The 14,718-nt window shown below is 60.3% G+C and carries 15 protein-coding genes; 8 read left to right on the plus strand and 7 right to left on the minus strand.

Annotated elements, in window-relative coordinates; all coding sequences use genetic code 11:
• Positions 1-75 precede the first annotated feature (75 nt).
• On the plus strand, positions 76-2,784 hold the full coding sequence (locus tag ATU_RS16715; RefSeq protein WP_010973176.1) for a TIGR02302 family protein: 2,709 nt from the start codon (positions 76-78) through the stop codon (positions 2,782-2,784).
• Positions 2,785-3,292: 508 nt separating this feature from the next.
• On the opposite strand, the gene ATU_RS16720 is transcribed toward ATU_RS16715, so the two are convergent.
• The 3 genes from ATU_RS16720 to ATU_RS16730 form a co-directional block, all read right to left on the minus strand.
• Entirely contained in the window at positions 3,293-3,652 is a 360-nt protein-coding gene (locus ATU_RS16720; RefSeq protein WP_010973178.1) for a response regulator, read from the minus strand.
• A gap of 142 nt (positions 3,653-3,794) precedes the next feature.
• Complete coding sequence (gene hpt / locus ATU_RS16725; RefSeq protein ID WP_003497442.1) at positions 3,795-4,337, minus strand: hypoxanthine phosphoribosyltransferase; 543 nt, start codon at positions 4,335-4,337, stop codon at positions 3,795-3,797.
• A gap of 70 nt (positions 4,338-4,407) precedes the next feature.
• On the minus strand, positions 4,408-5,079 hold the full coding sequence (locus ATU_RS16730; protein ID WP_010973179.1) for a hypothetical protein: 672 nt from the start codon (positions 5,077-5,079) through the stop codon (positions 4,408-4,410).
• A gap of 201 nt (positions 5,080-5,280) precedes the next feature.
• On the opposite strand from ATU_RS16730, the gene ftsE reads away from it, so the two are divergent.
• The 4 genes from ftsE (at position 5,281) to ATU_RS16750 (ending at position 8,697) form a co-directional block, all read left to right on the plus strand.
• Positions 5,281-5,940 (plus strand): cell division ATP-binding protein FtsE, encoded by a 660-nt coding sequence (ftsE, locus tag ATU_RS16735; protein ID WP_006310381.1) that lies wholly within the window; start codon positions 5,281-5,283, stop codon positions 5,938-5,940.
• Positions 5,933-6,940 carry a cell division protein FtsX gene (locus ATU_RS16740; protein WP_010973180.1) on the plus strand — a complete coding sequence of 336 codons (1,008 nt, stop codon included), beginning with the start codon at positions 5,933-5,935 and terminating at the stop codon, positions 6,938-6,940. Before ftsE ends, ATU_RS16740 begins: the two co-directional genes overlap by 8 nt.
• 128 nt (positions 6,941-7,068) lie before the next feature.
• A complete protein-coding gene (locus ATU_RS16745) occupies positions 7,069-7,785 on the plus strand; it encodes a YdcF family protein (RefSeq protein WP_006310379.1) in 717 nt (238 codons plus the stop codon).
• 114 nt (positions 7,786-7,899) lie between these two features.
• Entirely contained in the window at positions 7,900-8,697 is a 798-nt protein-coding gene (locus ATU_RS16750) for a lysophospholipid acyltransferase family protein (RefSeq protein WP_010973182.1), read from the plus strand.
• Here the strand turns inward: ATU_RS16750 and ATU_RS16755 are convergent.
• The gene (locus tag ATU_RS16755) at positions 8,670-9,221 is read right to left on the minus strand and encodes a gamma-glutamylcyclotransferase (RefSeq protein ID WP_010973183.1); all 552 of its coding nucleotides are present in this window, start codon (positions 9,219-9,221) and stop codon (positions 8,670-8,672) included. The genes ATU_RS16750 and ATU_RS16755 overlap by 28 nt on opposite strands.
• 49 nt (positions 9,222-9,270) lie before the next feature.
• Here ATU_RS16755 and ATU_RS16760 point away from each other — a divergent pair, with 49 nt between their 5' ends.
• Complete coding sequence (locus ATU_RS16760) at positions 9,271-10,272, plus strand: DUF2125 domain-containing protein (RefSeq protein ID WP_010973184.1); 1,002 nt, start codon at positions 9,271-9,273, stop codon at positions 10,270-10,272.
• A gap of 171 nt (positions 10,273-10,443) precedes the next feature.
• Here the strand turns inward: ATU_RS16760 and ATU_RS16765 are convergent, their stop codons facing one another.
• The 3 genes from ATU_RS16765 to ATU_RS16775 all read right to left on the minus strand — a co-directional run bounded on the left by ATU_RS16765 (position 10,444) and on the right by ATU_RS16775 (position 13,325).
• On the minus strand, positions 10,444-11,373 hold the full coding sequence (locus tag ATU_RS16765) for a prephenate/arogenate dehydrogenase family protein (protein ID WP_010973185.1): 930 nt from the start codon (positions 11,371-11,373) through the stop codon (positions 10,444-10,446).
• On the minus strand, positions 11,373-12,479 hold the full coding sequence (hisC, locus tag ATU_RS16770; protein WP_010973186.1) for a histidinol-phosphate transaminase: 1,107 nt from the start codon (positions 12,477-12,479) through the stop codon (positions 11,373-11,375). Before hisC ends, ATU_RS16765 begins: the two co-directional genes overlap by 1 nt.
• An 84-nt stretch (positions 12,480-12,563) precedes the next feature.
• Positions 12,564-13,325 (minus strand): class I SAM-dependent methyltransferase, encoded by a 762-nt coding sequence (locus ATU_RS16775; protein ID WP_010973187.1) that lies wholly within the window; start codon positions 13,323-13,325, stop codon positions 12,564-12,566.
• Positions 13,326-13,444: 119 nt separating this feature from the next.
• Between ATU_RS16775 and gloB the strand changes: the two genes are divergently transcribed.
• A complete protein-coding gene (gene gloB / locus ATU_RS16780) occupies positions 13,445-14,215 on the plus strand; it encodes a hydroxyacylglutathione hydrolase (RefSeq protein ID WP_010973188.1) in 771 nt (256 codons plus the stop codon).
• A complete protein-coding gene (locus ATU_RS16785; protein ID WP_006310369.1) occupies positions 14,215-14,655 on the plus strand; it encodes a cupin domain-containing protein in 441 nt (146 codons plus the stop codon). The genes gloB and ATU_RS16785 overlap by 1 nt, the downstream gene beginning before the upstream one ends.
• Positions 14,656-14,718: the final 63 nt, after the last annotated feature.

The raw sequence follows: 14,718 nt of genomic DNA on the forward strand, positions 1-14,718 counted from the left end.
CTTGCCCCTGTGATATGAACAGCTCGCCGTTCCGGGAATGGCGTTCGACGTGGCCAGAACCGGGAGAACGGATTGATGACCACAGCCGGTAAGGACAGCACAGGCAGAAAGCGCCCGACCGGCGCATTCGCGCAGCGGCCGGACCTTGCCCGTCGGGTTGCGGCCAAGCGCTTCTTCGCGAAAATCGTGCTGCTCTCGGAGAAGATCGCGCCGAAAACGCTCTGGCCTCTCTCCATCGCCGCCATATTTCTGGCACTGTCATGGTTTGGCCTTTACCGGCATATGCCGGATTTCCTGCGGCTCGGCATCGTTTTCGTTCTGGTTTTCAGTTTCATCGCCACGCTTTTGCCGATCCTGCGGCTGAAATGGCCGACGGATCATGAAGCCTCGCGTCTTCTTGAAGATCGTAACGGTCTGGCGCACCAGCCGGTCGGCGTGCAGGACGATGAACCCGCTTTCGACACGCCGTTTTCCCGCGCCCTCTGGAAAGAACACCAGATCCGCATGGCGGAGCGCATTGCCGCGCTCAATGCCGGCCTGCCGAAACCCGATATCGCCCGTTATGACCGTCTGGCGCTGCGCGCCATTCCGGCACTGCTTCTGGTCACCGCTTTCGGTTTTTCCTATTCGAACGGCGCGGGCACGGTTGCCGATGCTTTCCGCAGCCGACCGGCCGTTGGTCCGCTCAACCCAGATATCCGTCTCGATGCCTGGGTCACCCCGCCCGCCTATACCGGCCGCGCGCCGATTTTCCTGACCGGACGTGATGCGACAAACCGTGACGCGGTTTCCGTGCCGCAATCCTCCAAGCTGACGATCCGCATGACCGGTGGCAATGGCGGTGAGGAAGTGACTTTTGAACCCGAAATGGCCGGCGCGTTGCAGAAGCTTGCGCCCGAAGCTGCACGCGCGGACAGTGCAAGCGGCGATATCGCTGTCCAGACGCCGACCCGTTCTGCGGATCAGCCCGTCGCGCCGCGCACCTTCGCCATGGATGTTACCGAAAGCGGCATGATCACCGCCAATGGCGAACAATGGCTATTTAACGTCATTCCCGACCAGCCGCCCAGCATCGCCTTCGACAAGATGCCGCGCCGCGCCGTTAACGGCGCGCTGGAAATCGGCTTCACTGCCAAGGACGATTACGGCCTGAAGGAAGCGCACGCCATCATCGAGCCCATCGGCGTGGCGGAAGGCGCGACAGCACTTTACCCGCCGCCGGAATTCAAGCTCGATCTGCCGCGTCAGAACAATCGCGAGATCAAGGGCCTGACCAGCCGTAACCTGACCGAACATCCGATGGCGGGCAAACGTGTACGCATCACACTTGTCGCAACTGATGGTGCAGGCCAGACCGGCCGCAGCCCCGCGCATGAAATGGTGCTGCCGGGCCGCAACTTCTCCGAACCGCTGGCGGCTGCGATCGCCGAGCAACGGCAAATCTTCTCGCTCGACACACGCCAGATGCCGAAGGCGATCGCCTATAATGAGGCGGTGGGCCTGCGCCCGGAAGAGACCATTCCCAACACCACGCATTATCTCCTGCTGCAATCGGCGCAGACGCGGATGCGTCTCGCTTATAATGATGAGATGCTGAAGAACACGGCCGATTATCTCTGGGAAATCGCGCTCGGCATTGAAGATGGCGACCTTTCGCAGGCCGAAAGACGCCTTCGCGATGCGCAGACCGCGCTTTCCGAGGCACTGCAGCGCAATGCTTCTGATGAGGAAGTTGCCAAGCTGATGCAGGAGCTGCGCGAAGCGATGCAGCAGTTCATGAGCGAGCTTGCGCAGCGCATGCAGAACGCGCCCCAAGCCAACATGAACAACCAAGCCCAGAACGTGCTGCGCCAGCGCGATCTGGAAAACATGATGAACCAGATCGAGAACCTTGCCCGTTCCGGCAATCGTGACGCGGCGCAGGAAATGCTCTCGCAGCTACAGCGCATGATGAACAATCTGCAGGCTGGCCGCCCGCAGCGGCAAGGCCAGCAGGGACAGCAACAGAGCAGCAAGATGCGCCAGCAGATCGACAAGCTGGGCGAAATTCTTCAGCAGCAGCAGAAGTTGATGGACGAGACTTTCAAGCTCGACCAAGCACTTCGAGACCGCATGCAGCGCGGCGACCCACAGCAGGGCGGCGAAGGCGAAGACGAGCAGCAGATGGGCGAGAATGGCCAGCCGCCACAGGAAGGCCAGCAAGGTCAACCGGGTCAACAAGGCCAGAATGGTCAGCAGGGCGGACAACAGCCGAGCGACCAGATGACCGCGGAACAATTGCGCGACGCGCTGAAAAACCTGCGGGCACAGCAGGATGCCCTCGGCAAGCAGCTCGGTGAGTTGCAGCAGGGCCTGCGCGATCTCGGCATGGAACCGGGCGAAAACTTCGGCAAGGCGCAGCAGGAAATGCAGGGCGCCGGCGAAGCGCTGGGCAAGGGTCAGGGCGAACAGGCGGTTGAAGGCCAGGGCAATGCGCTGAACGCGCTGCGACAGGGCGCACAGGACATGATGGGCCAGATCATGCAGGCGATGCGCCAGCAGGGCCAGCAGCCTGGGCAAGGCCAGGAAGGCATGGCCGGTCAGGGCGGACAAAACGGCCGTGACCCACTCGGCCGGCCGCGCAGTACCACCGGTCCGGATTTCGGCGATCAGGTGAAGGTGCCTGACGAGATCGACGTGCAGCGCGCCCGTGAAATTCTCGAGGCTATCAGGGAAAAGCTCGGCAACAATCCGCCGGGTGAAGTAGAACGGCGTTATCTGGAACGGTTGCTGGATATACGGTGAGGATTGGAAAGATTTCTACTGAAGGGTAACCATCCCCTCAGCGTCATCCTCGGCCTTGTGCCACTGCTATCCGGTTTAAATTTCCGGGCAGAATGCAGTCCCCTTGAAGTCGGCGATGAAGGGTGAACATTCACTCAACGTCATCCTCGGCCTTGTGCCGAGGATCTAACCACGTCGAATAAAATCAATACGTTGGCAGATCCTCGGGACAGGCCCGAGGATGACGTCGGCGCAATTGGCACGACTTTCCTTCCCATCGGACGACGCCGCTCTTCTTTGGTGTCCGGTTAAGGCGAAAATCCGGAAAGCCCATTAGAATGAGAGTCTTGTGCCTTGTCCAGAAACTTAAACCGGACAGTGCCCTTGTGCCGAGGATCCGCCAACCTCTCATAAATCGACACGTCGCAGATGCTCGGGACAGGCCCGAGCATGACGGAGGAGCGAGCTGACAACTCCTCAACAAAAAAGCGGCCCGCCGGCCGCCCTTTAATCTCTGCAATCCTATCGCTCAGGCCGCCAGCGCCCGCGCCACAGCCTTGCGAATATCCGGCAGCGCAAAGGGCTTGGAAACCACGTCCACAATCTTCGTCGCCAGATCATCGGCGCGTTCGCGCTGCTCGGCATAACCCGTCATCAGCAAAATACGCATCGCCGGGAAGCTTTCGGCGGCGCGGTGCGCCAGCTCGATGCCATCCATGACCGGCATGCGGATATCCGAAAGAAGAAGATCGAAACTGGTTTGCTGAAGCTTCTCCAGCCCCTGCTCGCCGTCAGCCGCCTCATGGGTCTCGTGACCGTCGAGACGCAGCGCGCGGGCGACGAAAGCCCGCAATGCATCCTCGTCTTCGGTAATCAGAATTTTCGCCATTATTTATTGCTCCTGGGCATCATTTCCAGCCGTGAGCAACATCGCAGGCTCCTCTTTTCAAGAGGTAAACACCCAGCTTTTGGCTGGGTGAATGGTTAATGAGGCGTCTCCGCCCTGTGTCGTTCCGGCACGGCAGGTATGCTCAGGCGTCGCCGGTCACGACGCCGACAAAAGGCAGTTCGCGGAAGGCATAAGCCACATCCATGCCGTAACCGACGACGAAATAGTCAGGACATTCGAAACCGACATAGTCGGCCTCCAGATCTTCCTTGCGCTTGACCTTCTTGTCGAGCAGCACGGCAATGGTGACGTTGCGCGCGCCGCGCTCGTAAAGCAGTTCCTTGGCGAAACGCAGCGTTCGGCCGGATTCGAGAATGTCGTCGATCAGCAGGACATCGCGGTCCTTCACATCGCTGTCGATATCCTTGACGATCCGCACCCCTTGGGAAACCGTGCCGGCGCCGTAACTCGAAAGCGTGATGAATTCGACTTCGGGAGCAAGGCCGCTATCATGCAGCGCGCGGATAAGATCGGCCGCGAAAATGAACGATCCCTTGAGTACGGCAATGACCAGCAAATCCTTGGTCGGGCCACCGGCAATGTGCTTGGCCATATCGCGATTGCGCTCGGCGATCTGCTCGGCGGTGTAGAGCGGCTCGATGTTTTTTCCACGGACGACGGGCATTCTTACTCCTGTGCTGCGCCTTGCCGATTTTACCTTTCAGTAAAAATACGAAGACCACGCGTTAGCACAGTCAGCGTGCGGACGCACCCGCCTCAACAAAGGAAAGCTTGATCTCGGGCGTTTTTCCACCGGGATGGCGCAGTTTTGCTGAAAAACCGTGGCTAAAACCGGGCTGCATCTCCTTGACCGGCGGCTCGATGACCATGCTTGCCACCAGCTGCCCCTTGGCGGCGAAAAGATCGGCGCGAAGGGCCGGCACCTCTTCCAGGTTGCCGCCATTGTTTTCCACGATGCCATTGATGAGCAATATATCCATGCCGCCCGCTTCCTGCGGCGTGATGGTGACATGGGAAATGGCGAGCGGGTTGACCGAGGCGGCGACCGCCGACGTTTCCGGCACCACGACAGACAGGCCACCGGAGCAGACGAAAACAAAAATCGCAAGCCCCGCCACCAGCGCCGAATAGGCATCGGCAGAAAGGCGCGACAATCTGCGATCCAGCCAGCCAATGAAGGCGAGGCCAAGCGCACCGATGGTGACGGACGGTTTTACCATTTGCCGACGTGCAGCGCCGCGATTGTCATTTCCCGGCTGGCGGACACGGTTTTCCTTGATGGTGACAAATTCCGCGTCTACCACATCGCGGTCGGGGTTTGCCGCCCGCGCCGTTCGGCGCGCCGGTGTTTCCGGCATCAGGAGATCAAAATCGAATGCCGCTTGCCGGCGAGATGAACGGAACATAGCCATAGAATTCCTTGGGTGAGGTTTTCCGGCCCGCAAAACTGGGCATTGCAACGAATCCTGCCAAGTTTTAAATTTAATTGGTTAATGCTTCGCAAAAACGGCTCGCACAGGCCACCGGAACCGGGTTAAACCGCGACATCCGGGCCCCGAGCGCCAGCGGTTTGCGAACCACCACGAAACGAAGAGACTGGAAGTCCGTTGATCCATTTCGAAAATGTCGGGTTGCGTTACGGCATGGGACCCGAGATCCTGAGGGACATGACCTTCGATATCCCCAAGGGTTCGTTCCAGTTTCTGACCGGCCCTTCGGGTGCGGGCAAGACCTCGCTCCTGCGCATGCTTTTAATGTCGCTACAGCCCACCCGCGGCCATATCCGCATGTTCAACCGCGATGTATCACGCATTCCGCGCAGCGAGCTGCCGATGCTGCGCCGCCGTGTCGGCATCGTGTTTCAGGATTTCCGGCTGCTGGATCATCTGACGACCTATGAAAACGTCGCCCTGCCGCTGCGCGTGCGCGGCAAGGAAGAAAGCGCCTATCGCAACGACGTGATCGAGCTTCTGAAATGGGTTGGGCTTGGCGAGCGCATCAATGTGCTGCCGGCCATTCTTTCCGGCGGCGAAAAGCAGCGCGCCGCCATTGCCCGCGCCCTGATGGACCAGCCGGAAATCCTGCTGGCCGACGAGCCGACCGGTAACGTCGATCCGCCGATGGCCAAACGCCTTCTCAACCTCTTCCTTGAACTCAACCGGCTGGGTACGGCTGTCGTCATCGCCACCCATGATTTTGCGCTCATGGACCAGATCGACGCGCGCCGGATGATCCTGACCGAAGGGCGGCTCGACATATATGAATGAGATCACCCGCAAGCCCTTGAAACCCGAAGCGGCCCAGCCGAAACGCCCGCCCATGCGCATCCGCCCCATGGCGCCCATCCTGCCGCCCTCCAACATTCAGGGCAATGCGCTGATGGTGGTGATCGCGATCATGGCATTTCTCGCCTGCCTGACGCTCGGCGCCGTCTCCATGGTGCGCGCCACTGCCGCCACATGGCAGAGCCAGATTTCCCGCGAGATCACCATCCAGATCAAGCCCGAGGACGGGCTGAACATGGAAGCGGCGCTGAACAAGGCGCGCAATCTGGCGCTGACTTTCGTCGGCACCCGCGATGGCACGATCCTCGACGATGCGGCGACATCGCGCCTGCTGGAGCCATGGCTCGGCAGCGGCCTTGATCTTTCCGAACTTCCCATACCGCGCCTCGTCGTCATCACCATCGATGAAAGCAACCCGCCCGATTTCCAGGCCATGCGGGACATGCTGAAGACGGAAATCCCGCAGGCCTTTCTGGACGACCACCGCACCTGGGTCGACAGGCTGGTTTCCATGGCCAGAACCACGGTCATGATCGGCGTCGGCGTGCTCATCCTCGTCTTCACGGCGATGGTGCTGACGGTGGTCTTCGCCACGCGCGGCGCGCTTTCCGGCAACCGGCATATCGTCGAGGTGCTGCACTTCGTCGGTGCGGAAAGCAGCTTCGTGGCGCGTGAATTCCAGAAGCACTTCTTGAAGATCAGCCTCAAGGGCGCGGCGGCCGGCAGCGCACTGGCGGCCGCCGTGTTTCTCGTCGCTGGTTTCTGGCAGTCGAGCACGGTCGCCACGCCGCAGAGCGATCAGGCGAGCGCGCTTTTTGGTTCGTTTTCGGTCGGTCTCGGCGGTTATCTCGGCATTGCCCTGACGATGATCATAATCGCGCTTCTCACCACCATCACGGCGCGCATGACGGTCATCCGCACCATCGATGATATTGACCGCGTCCGGTCGGATCCGTCGAAAAGCGACGGCCTCGCATCGTGAAATCACGGTCGGATTTTCGCCGGAAAACTGAAACCGTCACACGCCGGATGTAACCTGCGGACGGTGGACAAAAATGCCTGTTCCTTGCCTTAATCGGCGAGTATTCAGGAGGAATGTTTGTGAGTCGGATGGACCAGGATCAGACGACGGCGCGGCCGGCCCGAAAGGGCCTGTTGTCGCGGCGTGGCCGTCTGCGCCGTTTTATCCGCGGCCTCATCCTGGTTTGCGTCATTGCACTCGGCGCATTTTCCGGCGGTTTTTTGTGGTTTGCCGATTCCGTTGCCTCCATGCGCCCGCCGGAGGGAGCAAGAGGCGATGCCATCATCGTGCTCACCGGCGGTTATCAGCGCATTGAGCAGGCCGTCGGCCTGCTCAGGGACGGCGTGGGCAAGAGGCTTTTGATATCAGGCGTCAACCCGGCCACCACCCGCTCGCAGATCCGCAAGATGACTCAAGGGTCTTCCGACATGTTCACCTGCTGCGTGGACATGGGCTACAAGGCGATAGACACAATCGGCAACGCCAATGAGGCGGCAAGCTGGATACGTGATCACAACTATTCTTCCATTGTCGTCGTCACCAATAATTATCACATGCACCGCAGCCTGCATGAATTGCGCAATGCCAGCCCACAGACGGAATTCATCGCCTATCCCGTCATCAGCGCCGATCTCGTCCGCACCAACTGGTTCGTGGAGCCGGATGTGGTGCGGACACTGCTTTACGAATATCTGAAGTTCGTGGCGGCAGCCGGACGCGACCTCACCGGCTTCGGCAAGGGCGACGGTCTGCGCAAGGCCGTCACCGATCACGCCCCGCCGAAAGTTACCGCGGCTTCGTCGTAAGCGTCCAGAAACACGCTTGCTGCCGCCCCTTGTTTTCGTGTAGGCGTCTGGCATCGGCATCCGGCACCGAGACGCTTAAAGTTTCGGAACGGCTGCATCCCGGGAAGGCTGTTGATGCTCAAGCTGCGCTCTTTTCTTTTCAATACGCTGTTTTACCTCAATCTGATCGTTCGCATGATCGTGCTGACGCCGATCTATTTCATTTTGCCCCGTAAGATCGCCTATGAAATCCCGAAGAACTGGGCCCGGTCCAATCATTGGCTGATGAAGACCATCGTCGGCACCACCTTCGAGATCGAAGGCCTCGAAAACATCCCCGAAACCGGCTGCATCTTTGCGCCCAAACATCAGTCCTTCTGGGACACCTATGCGCTGCTGCCCAATCTGCCGGACCCCGTCTATATTCTGAAGCGTGAACTCCTGTGGATTCCGCTGTTCGGCTGGTACGCCATGAAACAGCGCATGATCCCGGTCAACCGCGCCGCGCGTGGCAAGGTCATGCTGAAAGTGATGGAGCGGGCGAAAGAGGAAATGGCGGCAGGCCGCGAACTCATCATCTATCCCGAAGGCACACGGCGCCCGCCTGGCGCGGAGCCCGAATATCGTTACGGCATCGCAAGGCTTTACCGGGACCTTCAGGTGCCGGTCATTCCCGTCGCCATGCATCCCGGCCTCTTCTGGCCACGCCGGTCCACCATGCGTTACCCCGGCCATTTCAAGGTGCGTATCCTGCCGGCCATCGAGCCGGGGCTTGATCCCGACGTGTTTTTCAAGCGTTTGATCGAAGTGACGGAAAAGGCGAGCGACGAACTGCTTCTGGAAACCGCGCGCAACAACCCGCATTTGCCGCTGCCACCGACCGCCGTGAAGCGGATTGCCGAACTTCAGGGCAAGGAAACAACGGCCGACTGAGCCGAAAGCGTACCAACACTTGCGGCGATGCTTTCCAGCAGCGAGTCGCGAATGCCCATTTCCTGCAGATGCTGCACGGTGTTGAACAAATAATCCGTGTTCGGCCCGGAGCGACCGGTCGCGGCCGCGATGATGACAGCTGATTCGGCAACGCCGAGACCGCCGATATATTGCTCATGGGCGGGATCGGCCACATAGGTCACCGCGCTGCCGCGCCGGCCATTGGCGAGCGCAATGGAAACCACCCGCTCCTTGTAGACATTCGTCACCAGTTCGCGCTCGCGCAGATAGGCCATGACGGGATCGTGGTCCTTGCCGCGCACGCGGAAAGCGACGCCAAGGCAGGAGCCGCCGCGCTCCAGGCCGAGAACGAGGCCGGGTTTCTCCTCCGTGCCTCTATAAAAGTTGGAGCTGATGCAGAGCGAGCGCCGATAACCGTGCAGCCGGGCCTGCTGCCTCTCCTCGAAAGCGAAGCCGGGGTTCCACATCAACGAACCGTAGCCAAAGACCCAAAAATCGTCCATATCCCAAGCCAAATCAAAAATATCTGAAGTCTGTTCATCGGAGATCAATATGGCAGCGTCAAGCCAATCCGGCACGGCCAAAAAATTCCTCTGGCTCGCCGTCGCCATCGTGGTGGTTATCGGACTTTACACCGCCGGGTGGTTTTACGCCGCAGAACGGCTGAAACAGACGGTGCTGAACGTCATCTCCCCCTCGCAGGCCCGCAGCGTCAGCGGCGAATGTGGCGATATCGCCTTCAAGGGTTATCCCTTCCGCATCGGCCTTTTCTGCTCCAAGGTGACGGTGGACGACAGCCAAAACGGCGTTTCCGCTTCCTTCGGCGAACTTCGCTCGGCGGCGCAGGTCTATAATCCCGGCCACGTCGTCTGGGAACTCGATTCGCCAGCGGAAATCCGATCGGCCCACGGCCTGACGATTTCGGCCGCCTGGAAGAACATGCAGTCCAGCATCGTCACCAAGCTGAAGGGCATTGACCGCAGCTCGCTCGTCATCGACGGGCTGAAGGCGCAGGCGGTTTCTTCCGTCACCGGCCAGACCATCGACTTCGATGCCGTCAAGACGGAAATGCATCTGCGCCAGAACGGCGCCGATCTCGACGGCGCTATCACGCTCACCGATTCGGCAACCGTCATCAAGGACTGGCCGCAGGTTCTTCCCCACCTCGACGCCATCTTGGATGTCACGCTCGCGGGCAAAGCGGGCATGGTGGATGGCAGCGACAAATCCGGCCTTTATGGCACAAGCGGCGAGCTTCGCCGTTTGGTGGCCGATATTGGCGAGGGCCGCACCATGCGCATCAGCGGCCCCTTCTCCTTCGATAATGAGGGTTATCTCTCCGGCCAGTTCAAGCTGGAAATCGAAAAGCTCGGCTCCTGGTCGGACAATGCCAAACAGGCGTTTCCGCAGCTGCAATCCACTATCGATACCGCCCGCAAGCTGCTCGGCGCGCTCGCCGGCGGCGGTGACCGCGCATCCGTCGACCTCGTGGTGGATCGTGGCCGCGCCACTGTCAGCGGCTTCATCCCGCTCGGCAAGATTCCGCCGATCTGAGGGTTACCCCCTATTCGACGTCATCCTCGGGCTTGTCCCGAGGATCTGCAACCGATTGTTTGTGTTGATGTGTTTAGATCCTTGGGACAAGCCCAAGGAGCAGGGCTTTGACACTTTGCCAGCGGTCTGATGGCCGGATCAAATCCGGCCAAGACTGTCGCCTGCGGCGATTTACTTCTTCTGATCCAGCGCGTGACGCCCGAAGTCAGGCGTATCGACGTCCTGACCGGCCTCGATGATGGAGCGGCGGATGGAGCGCGTGCGGGAGAAGAGTTCGAAAAGCTTGTCGCCCTCCCCCCAGCGGATCGCCCTTTGCAGCGAGGCGAGGTCTTCGGAAAACCGCGCCAGCATCTCAAGGATGGCATCCTTGTTGTGCAGGCAGACGTCGCGCCACATGGTGGGATCTGAAGCAGCCAGACGCGTGAAGTCACGGAAACCGGAAGCGGAATATTTGATGACTTCCGATTCGGTCACCGTCTCTAGATCATCCGCGGTGCCGACGATATTGTAGGCGATGATGTGCGGCAGATGCGAAACGATCGCCAGAACCTTGTCGTGGTGTTCGGCATCCATTTCATCCACGCGCGACCCAAGCGCCCGCCAGAAATCCTTGAGCCTTTCCAGCGCCGCGGCGTCCGTGCCCGGCAGCGGCGTGAAGATGCACCAGCGCTCGCGGAAAAGGCCGGCAAAACCGGCATCCGGGCCGGATTTTTCCGTACCTGCCAGCGGATGGCCGGGAATGAAATGCACGTTTTCAGGCATATGCGGGGCCATCTGCGCGATGACAGAGGCCTTGGTGGAGCCGACATCGGTGACGATGGCACTCGGCTTCAGATATGGCGCAATCTGTTGCGCTACGCTCTCCGAGGCACCGACCGGCACCGAAACAATGACGAGATCGGCATCCTTCACCGCCTCCGCCGCCGAAACGGTATAATCCGTGCCGAGCGCCAGTTCTTCCGCCCGTTTCAGCGTATCTTCGCTGCGGGTGGAAATCACGACATGGCGCGCAAGCCCGAGTTCCCTGACATCACGGGCAATCGACGAGCCGATCAGGCCGATGCCGATCAGCGCGATGCGTTCAAACATGATATCGCCCATCACGCCTGCCCCATGAACTCGGTGAGAGCAGCGATGACGCCGAGATTGGCCTCTTCAGAACCGACGGTCATTCTCAATGCATTCGGGAAACCATAACCCCGCACCGCACGCAGAATATAACCACGGCGGCTCAGGAACTCATCCGCATCCGTCGCGCGTTTGCCGTCCTGATCCGGGAAATGGATGAGGATGAAGTTGGCAACGGATGGTGTGACGGTGAGGCCGAGACCGGTAAAGGTCGTGACCAGCTTTTCCATCCACAGGGCATTATGTGCCACAGCCTTTTGAACGAATGCCTGATCGCGGATCGCAGCGGCACCCGCCGCAATGGCCGGCGCGCTCATGTTGAACGGGCCGCGCACGCGGTTCAGCGCATCGATGATATCCACCGGGGCATACATCCAGCCCACACGCAGTGCCGCCAGACCGTAAACCTTGGAGAAGGTCCGGGTCATCACCACGTTGCGGTTACCGGAGACCAGTTCCAGTCCGGCTTCGTAATCATTCTTGCGCACATATTCGGCGTAAGCGGCGTCCAGCACCAGCACGACATGTTTCGGCAGTCCGGCCTGCAGGCGGCGGATTTCCGCGACGGGAACATAGGTGCCGGTGGGGTTGCCCGGATTGGCGAGAAAAACCATCTTGGTCTTCGGCGTCACAGCGGCGAGGATCGCATCCACATCGACAACGCAATCCTTTTCCTTCACCGTCACCGGGGTCGCACCCGCACCCATGATCTGGATCTTGTAGACGAGGAAACCATGTTCGGTGATGATCGCTTCATCACCGGCACCCAGATAGACGTGGCAAAGCAGACCGAGAAGCTCGTCCGAACCGTTGCCGCACAGGATGTTTGCGATGTTGAGGCCATGCACGTCGGCAATCGCCTGACGCAATGCGATCGCCTGACCGTCTGGATAGATTTCCAGGTGGCTGGCGGCAGCACTGAAAGCCTCTATCGCCTTCGGGCTCGGCCCAAGCGGCGTTTCATTGGAGGAGAGCTTATAGACCTTCGCGACGCCATCCACATGTTCCTTGCCGGGAACATAAGCGGCGATATCCAGAATACCCGGACGCGGAACAGGTTGGTTAAGCTCTGCACTCATTTGATCGACCTTTGGAAAAACGCCGGAGAACCCGGCAAAAGCAATGCCGGAGGCATTAGACCGGAATGGCCGCTTTGTCGAGGGTCAGCGCGGCTTTCCCTGCCTTGCCGTCGTGCGGGTGGTGGGCACCCCCTGCGGCGCGAGCACGGGCACGAAAACGCGGCGCGAAGCACGTTGGGTAACGGGCAATCCCTGATAGAGACGCTTCTGGGCTTCCACCACGATGACACCGGAAAACAGTGGCCAGAGCCTGCGGCCGGTACGTTCGAGATAACGGCGGAATTTCAGCACCGGCCGGCTTGTGGTGGGTGGAAAGAACAGCGCCTCGGCGCTGGCGCCCGGCGTGAAATTGGTTTCGCGCAGAAGGGCCGTCAGCTGTCCTCGCGAATAGGGCCGGCCGGAACCGAACGGCGTATGTTCCATGCGCGCCCACACACCGCGGCGGTTGGGCACCACGATCACCAGACGGCCACCGGGCGCCAGCACCCGCCACAGTTCCTTCAAACTCTCACGCGGATTTTCGGCAAATTCCAGCGCATGCACCATCAACACCCGGTCTATCGACGAATCGGGCAGCGGCAATTCCTCATCGAACACCAGCGCGGTGGAGGAAAGCTCGCCCGCTGGCCAGTTCACGGCACCCTGCCCCGCCGGCATGAAGGCGAAGGTGCGCTCGGTATCGTGGCGGAACCGTTCCAGAAACGGCACGGCATAACCGAGGCCGACTAGCCGTTCTTCCGGCAAGGGCGGCCAAAGCGTCGAAAGCGCCATGGTGATCGCCTGCTCGGCCGAGCGGCCAAGCGGAGAATGATAGAATTCGCGCAGATCGACGATATCGGTATTCATGGGCGAGAATGTAGCATCAGGCGGTTGGACTTCAAGGCGTCTGCCCTTACATTGAAAGCCAGTTGGGAAAGTCAGGCAGGCGAATGCGCCGGTTTTGGCCGGCAAATGGAGAGGATACGATGAAACCTTTGGAAATAGACGTCTTTCTTTGCCGCAGCGACAATTTCGGGGTTTTGTTGCACGATCCCGAAAGCGGGGCGACGGCCGCCATAGACGCGCCGGAAGAAGGCCCTATCCTGCGCGCCCTTGATGGCCATGGCTGGAAGCTCACACATATCTTCACCACCCACCACCATCAGGACCATGTGGAAGCCAATCTGGTGCTGAAGGACAAGTTCCGTTGCGAGGTGCACGGCCCCTACGACGAGGCGATTGCGATACCGGGCCTCGACCGTTCGCAGGCCGATGGCGACGAATTCGAATTTGCCGGCCGCCGCGTGCAGGTGATTGCCACACCCGGCCATACGGCAGGGCATATCTGTTATTACCTGCCGGATGACGGGCTGCTGTTTGCCGCCGATACGCTGTTTGCCATGGGCTGCGGTCGGCTGTTCGAACGGCCGGCGGCGGATATGTGGCACTCCTTCCAGAAGCTGATGGCCCTGCCGGATGACACGCGGGTCTATTTCGGCCACGAATACACGCTTTCGAATGCCCGTTTTGCGCTGACCGTCGATCCAGACAATGCTGTGCTGCGCGAGCGCGCGGCACGTGTCGAGACCGCGCGGCAGGCCAATGAATTCACCATTCCCACCACCATCGGGCTCGAAAAACAGACCAATCCCTATATGCGGGTGGCGGATGCCGGTATCCGCAGACATCTCGGCCTTGAAGGCGCTGCCGATGCCGATGTCTTCGCGGAAATCCGCACGCGCAAGGATAATTTCTGATGGGAACGGATATGTCGGCGCAGGCGATCATTCGCGAGCTTGGGCTGGAGCCGCATCCAGAGGGCGGGTTCTACCACCAGACGTTCCGCGACAAGGCCGGCGGCGAACGTGGGCATTCGACGGCGATTTATTATCTGCTGGAAAAGGGCGTGCGCTCGCACTGGCACCGGGTCACCGATGCGGTGGAGGTCTGGCACTATTATGCCGGTGCGCCGATCGCGCTGCATCTTTCGCAGGACGGCCGAGAGGTGCAGACCTTTACGCTTGGCCCCGCGATTCTGGAGGGCGAGCGCCCACAGGTGATCGTGCCGGCCAATTGCTGGCAATCGGCGGAAAGCCTCGGCGATTTCACGCTCGTCGGCTGCACCGTCTCGCCGGGCTTTGCCTTTTCGAGCTTCGTGATGGCGGAACCCGGCTGGTCGCCGGGGGATGCGCCCTGAACCTCAGAGCCGGTGAAGCGAGCGTGTGCCCCTTGTTTCTTCTCCCCAGTCGGGGAGAAGAAA

The sequence above is a fragment of the Agrobacterium fabrum str. C58 genome, assembly GCF_000092025.1.
Taxonomy (GTDB): domain Bacteria; phylum Pseudomonadota; class Alphaproteobacteria; order Rhizobiales; family Rhizobiaceae; genus Agrobacterium; species Agrobacterium fabrum.

Coding starts and splice junctions, on each gene's coding strand:
- ATU_RS16715 (WP_010973176.1), top strand. CDS start 76: ATGACCACAGCCGGTAAGGACAGCACAGGCAGAAAGCGCCCGACCGGC.
- ATU_RS16720 (WP_010973178.1), bottom strand. CDS start 3,652: ATGGCGAAAATTCTGATTACCGAAGACGAGGATGCATTGCGGGCTTTC.
- hpt (WP_003497442.1), bottom strand. CDS start 4,337: ATGCCCGTCGTCCGTGGAAAAAACATCGAGCCGCTCTACACCGCCGAG.
- ATU_RS16730 (WP_010973179.1), bottom strand. CDS start 5,079: ATGTTCCGTTCATCTCGCCGGCAAGCGGCATTCGATTTTGATCTCCTG.
- ATU_RS16740 (WP_010973180.1), top strand. CDS start 5,933: ATGAATGAGATCACCCGCAAGCCCTTGAAACCCGAAGCGGCCCAGCCG.
- ATU_RS16745 (WP_006310379.1), top strand. CDS start 7,069: ATGGACCAGGATCAGACGACGGCGCGGCCGGCCCGAAAGGGCCTGTTG.
- ATU_RS16750 (WP_010973182.1), top strand. CDS start 7,900: ATGCTCAAGCTGCGCTCTTTTCTTTTCAATACGCTGTTTTACCTCAAT.
- ATU_RS16755 (WP_010973183.1), bottom strand. CDS start 9,221: ATGGACGATTTTTGGGTCTTTGGCTACGGTTCGTTGATGTGGAACCCC.
- ATU_RS16760 (WP_010973184.1), top strand. CDS start 9,271: ATGGCAGCGTCAAGCCAATCCGGCACGGCCAAAAAATTCCTCTGGCTC.
- ATU_RS16765 (WP_010973185.1), bottom strand. CDS start 11,373: ATGGGCGATATCATGTTTGAACGCATCGCGCTGATCGGCATCGGCCTG.
- hisC (WP_010973186.1), bottom strand. CDS start 12,479: ATGAGTGCAGAGCTTAACCAACCTGTTCCGCGTCCGGGTATTCTGGAT.
- ATU_RS16775 (WP_010973187.1), bottom strand. CDS start 13,325: ATGAATACCGATATCGTCGATCTGCGCGAATTCTATCATTCTCCGCTT.
- gloB (WP_010973188.1), top strand. CDS start 13,445: ATGAAACCTTTGGAAATAGACGTCTTTCTTTGCCGCAGCGACAATTTC.
- ATU_RS16785 (WP_006310369.1), top strand. CDS start 14,215: ATGGGAACGGATATGTCGGCGCAGGCGATCATTCGCGAGCTTGGGCTG.